Source organism: Lentibacillus saliphilus, assembly GCF_019093865.1.
Lineage (GTDB): Bacteria > Bacillota > Bacilli > Bacillales > Amphibacillaceae > Lentibacillus_B > Lentibacillus_B saliphilus.
Window position 1 is genome coordinate 715,734 of the sequence record NZ_JABJXD010000001.1, and the last position, 13,241, is coordinate 728,974.

Genomic DNA, 13,241 nt, shown 5'->3' on the forward strand with positions numbered 1-13,241 from the left:
TTAATCTTGATCGGTAATGATAATTGGTTCTCCTTTTGTAACGATGAGGGTGTGTTCATACTGAGCAGAGCGGCCTTTGTCCACGGTTCTAGCGGTCCAATTGTTTGCATCCATTTTACTCTGCCATTCTCCTTCATTGATCATCGGTTCGATCGTAATGGCCATACCTTCTTTGAGTCGTAAGCCTTTATTAGGCAATCCGAAATGAGGGATATGTGGTTCCTCATGAATTGTTGGGCCAATGCCATGGCCAGTGAAGTCACGTACAACCGAAAATCCTTCACCTTCTGCATACGTTTGAATCGCATGCCCAATATCGCCAATGCGATTTCCTGCTTTTGCTTGTTCAATTCCTTTATATAGAGCCTTTTTTGTCACATCCATTAAGCGGCGCCCTTTTTCATCAACCTGACCTACAGCATATGTCCATGCAGAGTCTGCCAAACCACCATCTAGATTCACGACCATATCAATCGTGACGAGATCGCCATCTTTTAGAGCTTCTTCTCGTGGAAACCCGTGACATATTTCATCATTAATGGAAGCACAAGTTGCATAAGGATAATCACTGAACCCTTTTTGCTCAGGTGTGGCACCATGTTCTGCTAAAAATCCTTCCACAAATTGGTCGATTTCCATAGTCGTTACGCCTGGCTTAATCATCTTAGCTATTTCTTTATGACAGGCAACGAGCAAGTCGCCCGCCTTTTGCATTTTTTCAATTTCTCGCTTACTTTTCCTAGTAATCATTTATTTCTTCCTTTCCAGTAAAATCACTCATAGAAGCCTGCATGAATATCCTTCTTAAAGTGTACCACAAAACATTATATTCATCATCAAGCACAGCCACACCGGCATTCAGCATCTAATTTATTATATGTGCCCTTACACAATAAGGTAACATGCATATACTGTATTGCTAACGTAAACCTCCATTGTTGCAAAAAACCATCCCAACATTGTACCGATTAGACTTACTGACCTCTCTCACATTTATTTTTGCGTGAGGTTTACGATTAGTGAAGCGTTTATCCTACTCGATCACCATAAGAGGAGGTGCTATTTCATGGGTTATGATGGCGGCTATGGTAACGATTTTGTGTTAGTTGTCGTGTTATTTATTTTGCTGATCATTGTAGGTGCAAGCTTTTGGTATTAAGCTAGGATATTTTCCATCGCTATCAAAGGCTTACTACAAAGCACTAAAAAAATCTGCCCAAATCTTGGGCAGATTTCCTTTGTATATTTTTATATATAATCACGGACATTGTATATATGACCATTTTCAATACGTGCTGCATCACCTAAAATATCTACCAAAACGCTTGCTACTTCTTTTGGCGTGCGTAGCATTCCTTGCTCTTTATAGTCACGAAACGTATCGCGTTCTATAAAGGCTGCTTTTGACGTTTGACGAATATCCGTCTGCATATCCGTATCCATAATACCTGGACTAAAGGCAAATACGTTATGCTGTGTGCCGAGTGCTTCTTGTTCAAGCGCTACTGTTTTTGTGTACATATTCATACTTGCTTTTGTACTACAGTAGGCACTCCAGCCATATACAGGACGCTCTGCTGCGCCTGATGTAACCGTCACACCGTTAAACGCAACGTCATGATCTGTTGCATATTTTAAGCTCATATTCATTAAAGCCATCGGAGCGACTGTATTAATCATGACATGATTTTGAAGATCTGCGTTATCTATATGCATAGACTGATGAATCGGCTCGACAACACCTGCATTGTTTATCAGGTCAAATCGCTGGACATGATGTTCGGTTAAATAGCTGCTAATTTTTGTAAAGGTCTCTTCAATCGCGCTCACGTCAGCTAAATCACATTGAAAATGGGTGAAAGACACGTGATTGAGATGAGCTGTCTCCTTTAATTTAACATTCGTTTTACGAGATATGCCAATAACATGAGTGCCATTCTCCATTAATAATTGAGCTGTTGCTGCGCCTAGTCCTCTCGAAACACCTGTTACGATAGCAACATGCATTCAAACATCCCCCTCAGTTTATTTTTGACCAACTTTTGTCCAATAATGAGCAAGCGTCGTCATTCCTTGTGTAAAGCTGTCTAATGGAAAGCTTTCGTTCGGTGAATGTAGTCTGTCATCTGGTGTACCGAAGCCCATTAACACAATTGGAATATGATAAATGGCTTCAATCCATTCAACAACTGGAATAGAGCCTCCCATTCGAACGAAGACAGTCTCTTTTCCAAAAGCCTCTGTATAGCTTTCCGCTGCTTTTTGAATTAAAGGATGATCTGGCTCAACTTTATACGCCTTTGCCGATAAATTCTCTTTCTTCACGTGAACACGAACACCAGCTGGTGCAACAGCTTGGATATGATCCTCCAGCAACTGTTGAATGCGTTCAGGATCTTGACCCGGTACGAGACGGCACGTGATTTTAGCAGTGGCAGATGATGGAATAATTGTCTTTGTACCTTCCCCTTGATAGCCACCGTACATACCATTAATTTCTAATGTTGGACGTCCCATCGTATGCTCTTTCGCCGTATAGCCTTTTTCAGATACTGTTTCAGTTATACCTAACGCTGACTCGTAGTCTTCGCCAGGGACATTTTTAATAAGATCACGTTCCTGATCTGTCATCGGTTCAACACCGTCATAAAAACCGTCAACCGTCACAACCTCTTCCTCATTTTTCAATGATGCGAGAATATGACTTAAGGCCATCAGTGGATTGCGAACAGCTCCCCCGTAAAGCCCTGAATGAACATCATGATCCGGGCCGTCAACCGTCACTTCAAGTCCAGTAAATCCTTTAAGTCCATATAAAATTGTTGGTTGGTTGTGGTCGACCATCCCCGAATCAGAAATGACTGCAAAATCAGCCGCAAAATTTTCGCGCTTATTATGGAGCATTTTGTACAAATTTTCGCTGCCAATTTCTTCTTCACCTTCAATGCACACTTTAACATTCACTGGCAGTTTGCCTTCTGTCTTCATAAACGCTTCAAACACAGCTAAGTGCATAAACACTTGACCTTTATCATCGCTCGCACCTCTTGCATAAAGACGCCCGTCTCTGATTTCTGGTTTAAACGGCTCACTTTTCCACTCAGCAATTGGATCTACAGGCTGAACGTCATAATGCCCATAAACCAAAACAGTCGGTGCGTCAGCTCCAGCCTCATTGTACTCAGCATAAACGAGTGGGTGCCCACCTGTATCCATTTGTGACACATTGGTAAATCCGATGTCTTCTAAATAGGATTCTAGAAATTCAGCAGCTTTTATAATATCTTGATTATGTACACTGTCTGTACTGACACTCGGAATCGCTAAAAAGGCATTCAGCTTTTCCAACAATTTGTCATGATGATCTTCCAAGTATTTCACAGCATTCATACTCATCAGTCATTCCTCCCACGGTTTTTATACATTTTAGCATAGCCGTCAGAAAAAACACGACTGAAAGCCTCTAAATTTTAATTTGAGCATTAAAAAAGTCTCGCCCAATTGAGGACGAGACTTCATTGCTACCGATTTTGTGGGAATAATCGTTTAATCATATTACCCATTTGGTCAAAAAAGCCTTCGACTGGTTCACCATTATTCATATCATTCACATAGTTATTCGTTAAATCAACGAAATCGGGATTGGTTGAGACGTAGACATTGTCAATATCTTTATCCACATCTTTAACAATTTTAGAGATCTTATCCTTAACGTCATTGGTTAAGTCATTTCCACGTTTTCCGTTATTCTTTTGACCATCATTAAGCATTGCCGCGACATATGCATTGTTATTAGTTGTTAAAACATATGCAGAGTCGATACCTTTAACTTGATCAGTAATTCTTTTCGCTGCTTCATCGGAAACTTCATAACGGTTATCGTTGTTGTTGTTCCGATCACGACTTAATTGACGATTGTTGTCATTGTTTCTATTCTGCTGCCCGTCATATTGACGATTCCGATCCATCATATTGTTTTGATCATTGTTCTGATATCTGGTTCGTTCGACATTATTATTGTTATCTCGATCGTTCAGCATGCCTTGTTCCATATCATTATCATCAACATTTTGACACGCTGCAAAAAGAACGAGAACAACAGCAAGCATCATACTTTTTATCGTCCATTTCTTCATTGCTACATACCTCCTTTTCGTTTTGCGTTTAGTATGAAGCAGAATCAATGTTTTATGCTCGTGTCATGGTAAACCTTAAATTGGCATAGACACCAATTTTCCTTTTGCAAATATAATGATGTAAAGGGGAAGCTAAACAATATGTTGAACAGTATTGCTGCTTTCATCGTGATGTTACAATTCAGAATTAAATTTTGGATGTGCCATTCCGGTTGATCGTTTGTAAAAATTGCTCGACGACACGATGTCTTCAAGATAGTGTTTCTGTAAAATCCTTGAATTCAAGGAGGGCAAAGCATGGATATACCAGATTACGACAAAGCATTATATTACACGTTGTGGGGGCATTGGGATGAATTGCTTGTACTCATGGTGCGTACAGAGGATGACCTGTTATCAAAGAAAATACAGTACTTTTTAAATGCGTATCATTACTCACCAAATGAGCGTGCGATTTTATCCGCTCATGATGATCTTCTTTACTATATTGATCATGCTATGAAATACACGCCTACTGTTACCTTAGACGTTTAAAAAAGCACCGACCTCTAGTGTCGGTGCTTAAACATATTTACTTTACGTGCCGTTCATAATAATAATCAATTGGAATGACAAGGCCTACTTTACCATGGATGTCATGTTTTAGTGTCGCAAAAACGACGCCAATGACTTTTCCGTCTTTTGTAATGACTGGACTGCCACTATTTCCATGATAAATTGGTGCATCAACCATTAGGACAGGTTCATTCCAACTCGATAACTCAGTATAGCCAATAATATGGCCTTCATTTGCAATGCCTTGAAACCGTAATGGATTGCCAATGAAATAAATCGCCTGATCTTGCTTAAATGTTGTTTTATTCGCAAGCTGTAACGATGGCAGTCGTTCATCCGGCGCATCGACTTGTAAAACTGCGAGATCGACTTCCGGGTAAACAGCTTCAACATGAGCGTTAAACAATCCTTCTTCAGGAAAAGCAACGGTTACACGATTCTCGTCTTCAACAACATGGTGATTCGTTATAACCGTACCTGATTCAGAAATGGCAAACCCAGTTCCTCTTCCGTCTTCGGTTCCAACAACAACAACAGCCTGTTTATAGTCGTTAATATCGTCCTGTGTCGATAAAACAGCTGATGTTTTTAAAAAGTCAAACGCAGCTATTGAAAAGGTCTTCGGTAATAAAGCGACCAGATTTAACACCATCGCACATGCAATCAGCCAAAACGCCCATTTAGGAAACGGCCGTTTTGTCTTCGGTTCATTCTTTTCGTCGCGTGCTCTTTGGAGCGCTTTTTGTCGTTCGGCTTCAACGAGCTCATACAGTTCTTCATCATCGAATTCCTCATATAAATCTTCATCAATAATGTCATAATGATCTCGATCGTCACGCGACATCAAATCACCCAATTCACAAAAGATTAATTCACGCGCTTTAACTGCCCTTGCTGCATTTGGTACATATTATGATAAATCCCTGTTTGTTTAATGAGCGCGTCATGATTACCGCTTTCTACTATCTTACCATGATCAAGCACAAAAATCGCATCTGCTTGCTGAATTGTTGAAAGTCTGTGAGCAATAACGAGTGTCGTACGACCTTTTTTCAAGACGTCTAGAGCATGTTGGATGATTTGTTCTGTTTCAGTATCAATATTAGCTGTTGCTTCATCAAGTATTAAAATTGCTGGATCAAACGCAAGTGCTCTTGCAAATGAGATGAGTTGGCGCTCGCCTAATGAAAAGCTTTTTCCGCCCTCAGATACAGGTTCGTCATACCCTTTCGGCAGTTGTTCAATAAAGCGATCAGCTCCAACTGCTTTAAGCGCTTCTTTTGCCCGTTCCTCAGATACATTAGGATCTCCCAATGTCACATTGGACAAAATGGTACCGCTAAATAAGAATGGATCCTGTAAAACAATCCCCATATGGCTTCTCACTTGCTGTCGGGACAGTGACTGCGTGTTTTGACCGTCAATCGTAATTTGACCGTGCTGTGGATCATAAAAACGGAACAACAGATTCATGATCGAACTTTTGCCTGAGCCTGTATGCCCAACAAAAGCGGCTGTCTGTCCTGGTTTAATCTCAAAATTAATATTGTTTAATACATAGTCCTTACCATTGTACGCAAAGGATACATCATCAAAGCGAATACCTCCACGATATTTGGCGATTTTATCATTTTGCACAGGTTCGCCTTCATGATCTAATAGCTTAAATACGCGCCGACCTGCTACACGTGCTTGCTCGATGAGAGGCAGCTGATTGACGATATCTGTCACAGGCTCAAATAGTCGGTTAAGCAAATCAACAATTGCATATAACATCCCAATTGATAAAAGGGCGCCTGGCTCTAACGAGAACATTCCAAAATACCAGATAAAGCCAACAAACGCTAGATTTCTAAAGACTGTAACCAAATTAAACGAGGTTAAAGCACTGAGCTTCATAAGTTTCCGCTGGTACTTATAATGACGTTCATTTAGCGTTTCAAATTCTTCTTTCGTTTGCTTTTGCCTTAAAAACGCTTGAATAATTGGCATGCCTTGAATAGATTCGTTAATATGACCATTAATCGAACTAACCGTCGAGCGAATCACCGTATTGTACTTCGTTCCCAACGTCTTATAAGCCTTCATCCATACGATAATTAAAGGAATGAGTAGAAGTGCAAAGGCCGCAAGCTTAGGATCAAGAATAAATAACGCAACAAAAATCCCAGCCATATATATGACACTCGTCACAACAATCGAAAGAACCCGTTCATATAAGTCTCTAATCGCCTCCGTATCATTCGTCACCCGAGACACGATTGACCCAGCTGACGCATTCACGTAATAATCAATTGGAATACGCTGGGTATGCGCAAATATGTCGTTACGCATTTTTTGTACAATCCGATTAGATGCCTGCTGCAGCTTATACGTCTGAAAAAACTGAAACACCCCCGCTATGAGTAGCAGCACCATATACAAAACGAGTAAAAAAATGATCGGACGTTGCTCTGGTTTGAAAAATTGATACACATCCGTAAGTGATAGCTTTTCGCCTGTAAATGTGACTGTTTCATCAGCCGTCTGAATGACTATTGATCCCTTGTCAAGCTGGCGTTTGCCTTCCAGCGGAATCACTCCATCAACCAAATAATAATCTCGTTTAACCTGTAAAATAGTTGATGTTCCTGAGCTTTCCTCACCATCTATCCGATCTGAACGTTTATAAAATGTGTCTTCATAACTGACCGTATATCGGTCGTCATTTTCAGTAACGCGTTCCCATTGTCCTTCTACACCGAGAATGTGATCGTCAATAACCGTTTTAGCGATAAGCGGTCCCGCTAATTCCAACCCTGTCGCAATCATTAGACAGGCAATTCCGATCAAAATTCCTTTTTTAAATGTCCATGCATAACCTATTAATCGTCGTTCAGCAGATTGCTTTTTCATAATTAGTCCACCTCCTTTTGACTACTTTCAAGCTGTTGCTGTATATACTGACTGTAATACCATCCTTTTGAAGCCATGAGCACGTCATGTGTTCCTGCTTCCACTATTTTCCCGTCTTCTATGACGATGATGTGATCAGCATGTGCGACAGCTGACAGCCGATGTGCGGCTATAAATGTCGTCTTATGTTTCCGTTCCTCTCTTAAATGTGCGATAATATTTGCTTCTGTTTTTCCATCAACAGCTGATAACGCATCATCAAGAATGAGTATATCTGGATTTTTGATAAACGCACGGGCTAACGCGACCCGCTGCTTTTGACCACCAGAAAGGGTGACACCACTTTCACCAACCTCTGTATCAAGCCCTTCAGGTAACGCTTTTATATCTTCTAGAAAATGTGCCAGCTCCATGACACGGTTTATTTCTTCATCTGTTGCATCCGCCTTGCCAAACTGAATATTTTCTCTAATTGTTTTAGAGAACATCATCTGATCTTGTGGAACATAGCCAATCCAGTTGCGAAGCTGGTTCAAACGGATATTGGCATGATCAACGCCACATATTTTAATGGATCCTTCAAACCGGGTGTATTCTCTTAGAAGCAATTTAAATAGCGTCGTTTTTCCTGCACCGGTTTTGCCAACAACACCGATCGTTTCACCTTGACGCACGTGAAGTGATACATCTGATAATTGGTTTTTGCCGCTTCCTATGTAAGAAAACGTCAAATGATCAATGTCAATCGTATCAGGATGCTGCACATCTACCGGATTCTCAGCATCTGTTACATCTGCTTTATAGTTTAACGTTTCATTAACCCGGTCAAGTGACGCATTACCACGTTGTAATATATTAATTAATTCACCAACCGCAAACATTGGCCAGATCAACATCCCTAAATAGACGTTAAATGTGACAAGATCACCAAGTGATATCTTATTTTCAAACACTTGAATCGCACCGTAGCCTAAGCCAATCGTGTAAGAGAGACCGACAAGAATTTTCATCGTCGGCTCAAACAATGCATCAATCTTAGTCACTTCCATATTTTTCGCATAGACATGTTCAGTCATTGCTTGAAAGCGTTGCTCCTCCTGTTCTTCTTGAACAAACGCTCTTACAACACGCACCCCTTTAATTGATTCAAGAACACTATTATTCAAATCACTAAAGGCAGCCTGTGCAGCTGTAAAGCGGCTATGAATGGCTGTACCGTATTTGTTCATGATTACAGCCATAATTGGCAGTGGAATCAAAGCAGCAAATGTTAAAGGCCAGCTGATCGTAAAGCCCATTACGGCAATGATCATAAACATGAATGTCGTAGAGTCCACTAGTGTCAAAATACCAAATCCAGCTGTTAGCGAAATGACCTTCAAGTCATTCGTCGACCGCGCCATTAAATCACCCGTTCGATTTTTACCAAAAAACGTTGGTGACATGTTTAAGAAATGGTCCATTAATCGGCTTCGCATCCATCTCTCAAGAATGACGGCACCGCCAAATAACGTATAATCCCATAAAAACGAAATAGCATAATGTACAACGGTTAACGTGACGTATCCTAAAATGACCATTGTCAACAATTGCATCGTCAACGTGTCAAATTGAATATGATCAATAATATATCCTACCAATTTAGGTGGAATAAGTCCGATCGCACTCGCAATAATTAAAGCCGTAATGGCAAATACATACCGTTTCCAATACCGTTTAAAAAACCAATCGAGCTTCTTAAAAACCGCAAACAAATCGTTCACCTTCTCTCTCTTCCATTCGTACGAATCAATATGACTCATACACTAACTTTTCCCCGTCGGGTGTCCTGTAGCTTATAAGCGCACAAAAAAAGCACACGTCTGTGACGCATGCTCTTAGGCAAAGGAATACACGTATCCCTATACACTTATAGCGGGGCCACAAACATATGCGGCCCTCATTGTCATCTAAAAAGCTATCGTACAACCGGCGAGGCCACATGTGGATAAAATTCTGTTAAAGTTGAAATGCTCATGATTACGTTTTCCATTTTAGTGACCTCCTCTCATTTTTGAATATATTCAGTATAGCCGACACCATTTATAAAGTAAAGCATTTTTTGAAAAAATATGAGTTTTATCCAATTATTTCATAGCGGTAACCGAAAAGAATAATGGCGCGTTAAACCTCGTGAAACCGCCCGCAATACGTGATAGACACAAAACGAGAAGCCATGAAGATGACTTCTCGTTTTATATATTACGTTAATGGTACAGTGCCTTGGTATTCTTCACTTTCATCAACATCATCTGCGACAAGCCCTGCCATGACATGAACGCGGAGAATGATTCCTTCCACACGATTGTCTTCATTTGTAACAACTAGTGGAAAGGAAGATTCGAGTGCTTTAGGAATTAATTCACTCACATATTCCTCCCTATCAACCGTCGTAACATCTGTACGCAACACGTCCATCAGCTGCTTCTTTTGTTTCGTCCCTTCAATCGCGTCATCAATCGTTACGATCCCTTGAAGGTGACGCCCTCTGTCAACGACAAACACACTTGATATGCCGTTTTCTTCCATTTCTTTAATGGCAACCTTCAAGCCATCCTTTACTGATACAAGCGCATTCGGTTTCGTCATAACATGCTCTGCCTGGAACACCTTTGAACGATCAATATCTTTAATAAACTCTGATATATAATCATTAGCAGGTGCTTCAATAATTTCTTCAGGTGTACCGACTTGGACGACACGACCATCCTTCATAACAGCGACACGATCCCCTATTTTAAAGGCCTCATTCACATCATGTGTAATAAATATGATCGTTTTTTGAAGCCTATTTTGGATGTCTAATAGTTCGAGTTGCATTTCTCGTCTAATCAGTGGATCAAGCGCACTAAATGGCTCATCCATTAGTAGAATATCAGGGTCATTGGCCAATGCCCGCGCTAAGCCAACTCGTTGCTGCATACCACCTGAAAGCTCATCAGGGTATTTGTCCTCATAGCCTTTTAAGCCAACGATTTCAATGTTCTTCATAGCTATTTCCTGGCGCTCTTCTTTTGGCACTTGGCGAATTTCGAGTCCATACTCAACATTTCCTAGTATTGTGCGATGGTTAAACAAACCAAAATGCTGAAACACCATGGCAATTTTTTTCTGCCGGACCTCTTTTAACTGTGGATTTTTATACAACATAATATCGTCATCATCGATATAGATTGAACCTGTTGTCGGCTTATTTAATAAGTTAAAACAACGAATTAACGTCGACTTACCACTTCCAGACAATCCCATAATGACGAATACTTCACCACGTTCGATTTCAAGCGACGCATCATATACGCCGACTGTATGACCTGTATCAGCTAAAATATCCTCCTTTGACATACCTTGCTCAATCATTGGAATGACGGATTTTGGTTTGGGCCCAAATATTTTCGATACATGCTCAAGTCTAATATGGCTCATTTGCCAACCCTCCTATGCTTTTGGAACTTATCGGCCACACCATTTGTAATACGATCAATTATAATCGCAAGAAATACAATACTAATGCCTGCTTCAAAGCCAAGTGCAATATCAATACGGTTAATAGAGATGAGCACTTGCTCCCCTAGCCCTTTGGCGCCAACCATTGATGCAATAACGACCATCGCTAATGCCATCATCGTCGTTTGGTTCACCCCAGCCATAATGGTCGGTAAAGCTTGTGGAAGCTGCACCTTACGAAGTGTTTGCCACCTTGATGACCCGAATGACTGCGCAGATTCAACGACTTCTTTATCGACACCACGAATCGCCAGCTCCGTTAAACGAATAACAGGGGGTAGCGCATAAATTAATGTTGCAAAAATAGCTGATACGTTACCGAGGCCAAAGAAAAAGATCGCTGGTATCAAATAGACAAAGCTCGGCATCGTCTGCATCGCATCCAGCAATGGTCGAATTATAGTTGAAAATCGCTCACTGAATGCCATCCAGACCCCGATTGGAATACCGATAATTAAACATATAAGAACAGCCGACACAATAATCGCAATTGTCGTCATCATATCTTCCCACAGTCCAAACGTTCCAATTAAAAATACAAATATACCGTACAATATCCCCGCTAAAGCAGATTTAAAATACGCGCCTAATAAGATGATAATAATAATGAACAACCACCAAGGTAGGAATACGAGGAAATCATCGATACCGTTGATCGTACGAGAGGCCACAAAGAAAATAAATTCAAAAAACCCTTCAAATGTTCGGTCTAAAAACTTTACAAAGTTATTTACATATTCACCGATGTTCGTGCGTATTTCTGGAAAATCCCACATAGGCAGACTGCAGCACGTGCAGTCGACTCACCTCTCTTTATAGATAGTATTTATACCTTTTGATGCGATTTATGACAGCAAAGGCAACACATGTAGCTCTTGTCACGCCGCTTTTATCGTAAAACACGAAAGCAGCCAACCAGATCGGCCAGCTGCCCTCAAGTGTTACTTCAGAGCATTCTTGACTTTTTCTGCGATGTCATCAGAAACCCAGCTCGTCCAAACATCTTCATATTCCTGCATCCACCATTTTCCGGCTTCTTCTGCTGTCATATCATTTTCGTTCATGTATTTCAATGCTGTTTCTGTTAGCTCAGTACTTGTTTCATAGTTTTTGAGAAACTCAGTCACGTCAGGAGCTTGTTCAGGGAAATCTTTATGAACAGCTACCACGACATCGTTCGGTGGGAATGCAGTCCCTTTTGTTTCATCCCATGTATCTTGATCAAATTCAGGTTCTTCTAGAAGTGTTAAATCATATTTTGCCGTAACCCATGTTGGTGACCAATAGTAGCCAACCCATGGCTCACCTTTTTCGTAATGATTGACCAAATCTGCCACTAACGCTGAATCAGATCCTGGGATAAAGTTGTTCATCGTCTCATCTAAACCATACGTTTCAAATTTCTTTGATATGGCCTCTTCAACAGTCCAACCACTTGGTCCATTTAAAATACGGCCTTTATCAGGGTCTTCAGGGTCCTCAAAGACATCTGGATACTTTTTCAAATCCTCAACCGTTTTTAAATCAGGTGCCATCGGTTCAATGCCACGCTCTTCATCGCCCTCAATCACATATGTTGGGACGTAAAGTCCTTGAACATTATCAGCAAAGTTGGTTGATAGTTTTACGATCTCTTCATTTTCAATTGCTTCGTCATAAGCAGGGTTAATATTGTCTGTCCACACTTCTGTATAGACGTTAATATCTCCCTCAATCAGTCCTTGAAATGTCGCTTGGGTAGATCCTGTCGTTGTCTCAGTCTTAAAACCATATCCTTCTTCAATAATTGTCTGTGCAATATAATTGTGTACTTTGATACTGTCCCAGCCAGCATCAGCAAATGTAATTGTCTCTAGCTCATCACTGCCACCACATGCCGCAAGCATGGTAAGAAGTAATGCTGAGAAAATTGCCAAAATTGTTTTCTTCAAATTGTATACCCCCATAGTGTTGTTGTTTTTCTTCATGCAGAACCTATGTTTAGAATGTGATACGTTTTGTCGATTACGGACAAAGATTGATATGAAACAGACGTGGAAGGAGAAAATGAAGCACCCAAAAGTTGAAGTCTGAAGCGACTTACATATAAAATACTATCCAAAAAAACCAAAA

12 protein-coding genes are annotated in these 13,241 nt (G+C 40.6%); 2 read left to right on the forward strand and 10 right to left on the reverse strand.

Features of this window, described 5'->3' with window-relative positions:
* Nucleotides 1–750 carry a type I methionyl aminopeptidase gene (map, locus tag HPC67_RS03645; RefSeq protein ID WP_217586065.1) on the reverse strand — a complete coding sequence of 250 codons (750 nt, stop codon included), beginning with the start codon at nucleotides 748–750 and terminating at the stop codon, nucleotides 1–3.
* A gap of 316 nt (nucleotides 751–1,066) precedes the next feature.
* Between map and HPC67_RS03650 the strand changes: the two genes are divergently transcribed.
* On the forward strand, nucleotides 1,067–1,159 hold the full coding sequence (locus tag HPC67_RS03650; RefSeq protein WP_217586066.1) for a YjcZ family sporulation protein: 93 nt from the start codon (nucleotides 1,067–1,069) through the stop codon (nucleotides 1,157–1,159).
* An 89-nt stretch (nucleotides 1,160–1,248) separates the two neighbouring features.
* On the opposite strand, the gene HPC67_RS03655 is transcribed toward HPC67_RS03650, so the two are convergent.
* From HPC67_RS03655 to HPC67_RS03665, 3 genes are all read right to left on the reverse strand, one after another.
* Nucleotides 1,249–2,007 carry a (S)-benzoin forming benzil reductase gene (locus HPC67_RS03655; protein WP_217586067.1) on the reverse strand — a complete coding sequence of 253 codons (759 nt, stop codon included), beginning with the start codon at nucleotides 2,005–2,007 and terminating at the stop codon, nucleotides 1,249–1,251.
* A gap of 18 nt (nucleotides 2,008–2,025) precedes the next feature.
* A complete protein-coding gene (locus tag HPC67_RS03660; RefSeq protein ID WP_217586068.1) occupies nucleotides 2,026–3,396 on the reverse strand; it encodes a dipeptidase in 1,371 nt (456 codons plus the stop codon).
* A 125-nt stretch (nucleotides 3,397–3,521) separates the two neighbouring features.
* Nucleotides 3,522–4,136: a YhcN/YlaJ family sporulation lipoprotein gene (locus HPC67_RS03665; RefSeq protein WP_246569608.1), complete on the reverse strand. Its 615-nt coding sequence runs from the start codon at nucleotides 4,134–4,136 to the stop codon at nucleotides 3,522–3,524.
* Nucleotides 4,137–4,433: 297 nt separating this feature from the next.
* Between HPC67_RS03665 and HPC67_RS03670 the strand changes: the two genes are divergently transcribed.
* Nucleotides 4,434–4,670, forward strand: coding sequence for a YhdB family protein (locus HPC67_RS03670; RefSeq protein WP_217586069.1), 237 nt, complete (start codon nucleotides 4,434–4,436; stop codon nucleotides 4,668–4,670).
* 37 nt (nucleotides 4,671–4,707) lie between these two features.
* Here the strand turns inward: HPC67_RS03670 and HPC67_RS03675 are convergent, their stop codons facing one another.
* The 6 genes from HPC67_RS03675 to HPC67_RS03700 all read right to left on the reverse strand — a co-directional run bounded on the left by HPC67_RS03675 (nucleotide 4,708) and on the right by HPC67_RS03700 (nucleotide 13,060).
* The gene (locus tag HPC67_RS03675) at nucleotides 4,708–5,535 is read right to left on the reverse strand and encodes a S1C family serine protease (protein WP_217586070.1); all 828 of its coding nucleotides are present in this window, start codon (nucleotides 5,533–5,535) and stop codon (nucleotides 4,708–4,710) included.
* Nucleotides 5,536–5,558: 23 nt separating this feature from the next.
* Nucleotides 5,559–7,586 (reverse strand): ABC transporter ATP-binding protein, encoded by a 2,028-nt coding sequence (locus tag HPC67_RS03680; RefSeq protein WP_217586071.1) that lies wholly within the window; start codon nucleotides 7,584–7,586, stop codon nucleotides 5,559–5,561.
* Nucleotides 7,587–7,588: 2 nt separating this feature from the next.
* Complete coding sequence (locus HPC67_RS03685) at nucleotides 7,589–9,340, reverse strand: ABC transporter ATP-binding protein (protein ID WP_217586253.1); 1,752 nt, start codon at nucleotides 9,338–9,340, stop codon at nucleotides 7,589–7,591.
* Nucleotides 9,341–9,827: 487 nt separating this feature from the next.
* The gene (locus HPC67_RS03690) at nucleotides 9,828–11,048 is read right to left on the reverse strand and encodes a quaternary amine ABC transporter ATP-binding protein (protein ID WP_217586072.1); all 1,221 of its coding nucleotides are present in this window, start codon (nucleotides 11,046–11,048) and stop codon (nucleotides 9,828–9,830) included.
* On the reverse strand, nucleotides 11,045–11,905 hold the full coding sequence (locus HPC67_RS03695) for an ABC transporter permease (protein WP_217586073.1): 861 nt from the start codon (nucleotides 11,903–11,905) through the stop codon (nucleotides 11,045–11,047). The genes HPC67_RS03690 and HPC67_RS03695 overlap by 4 nt, the downstream gene beginning before the upstream one ends.
* A 165-nt stretch (nucleotides 11,906–12,070) precedes the next feature.
* The gene (locus tag HPC67_RS03700) at nucleotides 12,071–13,060 is read right to left on the reverse strand and encodes an ABC transporter substrate-binding protein (RefSeq protein WP_246569610.1); all 990 of its coding nucleotides are present in this window, start codon (nucleotides 13,058–13,060) and stop codon (nucleotides 12,071–12,073) included.
* Nucleotides 13,061–13,241 lie beyond the last annotated feature (181 nt).

What these genes read in the sequence shown, in the direction of transcription:
- map (WP_217586065.1), bottom strand. Translation starts at nt 750, where the DNA reads ATGATTACTAGGAAAAGTAAGCGAGAAATTGAAAAAATGCAAAAGGCG.
- HPC67_RS03650 (WP_217586066.1), top strand. Translation starts at nt 1,067, where the DNA reads ATGGGTTATGATGGCGGCTATGGTAACGATTTTGTGTTAGTTGTCGTG.
- HPC67_RS03655 (WP_217586067.1), bottom strand. Translation starts at nt 2,007, where the DNA reads ATGCATGTTGCTATCGTAACAGGTGTTTCGAGAGGACTAGGCGCAGCA.
- HPC67_RS03660 (WP_217586068.1), bottom strand. Translation starts at nt 3,396, where the DNA reads ATGAGTATGAATGCTGTGAAATACTTGGAAGATCATCATGACAAATTG.
- HPC67_RS03665 (WP_246569608.1), bottom strand. Translation starts at nt 4,136, where the DNA reads ATGAAGAAATGGACGATAAAAAGTATGATGCTTGCTGTTGTTCTCGTT.
- HPC67_RS03670 (WP_217586069.1), top strand. Translation starts at nt 4,434, where the DNA reads ATGGATATACCAGATTACGACAAAGCATTATATTACACGTTGTGGGGG.
- HPC67_RS03675 (WP_217586070.1), bottom strand. Translation starts at nt 5,535, where the DNA reads ATGTCGCGTGACGATCGAGATCATTATGACATTATTGATGAAGATTTA.
- HPC67_RS03680 (WP_217586071.1), bottom strand. Translation starts at nt 7,586, where the DNA reads ATGAAAAAGCAATCTGCTGAACGACGATTAATAGGTTATGCATGGACA.
- HPC67_RS03690 (WP_217586072.1), bottom strand. Translation starts at nt 11,048, where the DNA reads ATGAGCCATATTAGACTTGAGCATGTATCGAAAATATTTGGGCCCAAA.
- HPC67_RS03695 (WP_217586073.1), bottom strand. Translation starts at nt 11,905, where the DNA reads ATGTGGGATTTTCCAGAAATACGCACGAACATCGGTGAATATGTAAAT.